This window comes from Pseudomonas laurentiana, from assembly GCF_014648275.1.
GTDB classification, from domain to species: Bacteria; Pseudomonadota; Gammaproteobacteria; order Pseudomonadales; family Pseudomonadaceae; genus Aquipseudomonas; species Aquipseudomonas laurentiana.
In genome coordinates this window covers 1-580 of the sequence record NZ_BMQU01000167.1, presented here as the reverse complement: position 1 = coordinate 580, position 580 = coordinate 1, and the positions used below count along the sequence as shown (strand labels likewise).

The 580-nt window shown below is 31.7% G+C and carries 1 rRNA gene; it reads right to left on the bottom strand.

The annotated features are described in order from the left end of the window. Positions 1-580: ribosomal RNA gene (locus IE038_RS25710) — 23S ribosomal RNA — on the bottom strand; the annotation flags it as partial.

Sequence of the window (580 nt, the reverse complement as noted above, 5' to 3'; positions counted from 1 at the left end):
ATAATTCGTATAAATAAATTATACGTTATATATTATTATTATATAATACTTTATCTATGGACTTATTCAGTTACTTTTTATGAAAATGACGCCCCATCAAAACTACCAATTAGAGATTGTTTCCCATACGCTTATTTTTCAAGGTCCAATCAAAGGGTTAATTCGAATGGCTATGAAAAATACGTTTTCTAAGATTGTTCATTAGAAATTAAATTATAGGATAAGAATTATTTTAACGTATTTAATAAGTCTTCCACTTAGGTCTAATCGACTACTTAATAACTCTATAAATACAAAAATAATTCAATCATTCTAATTACAGTAAAGCTGCATAGGGTCTTTCTGTCAAGCTATAGGTACACAGCATCTTCACTGCAAAGTGCAATTTCACTAAGCCTCTAGTGGATACAGTTGTTGTATCACTACCTCATTCATGCGGGACCATATTTAGTGGACAAAGAATTTCGCTACATTATAATCCTCAGGATAAGACTGCTATTTACTTAAGGGTTGAGAATACTTCCGTGTGAGAAATAGCTTTTATTGCTTATGCACGGCGCCGAGTTCACACCTTATACAA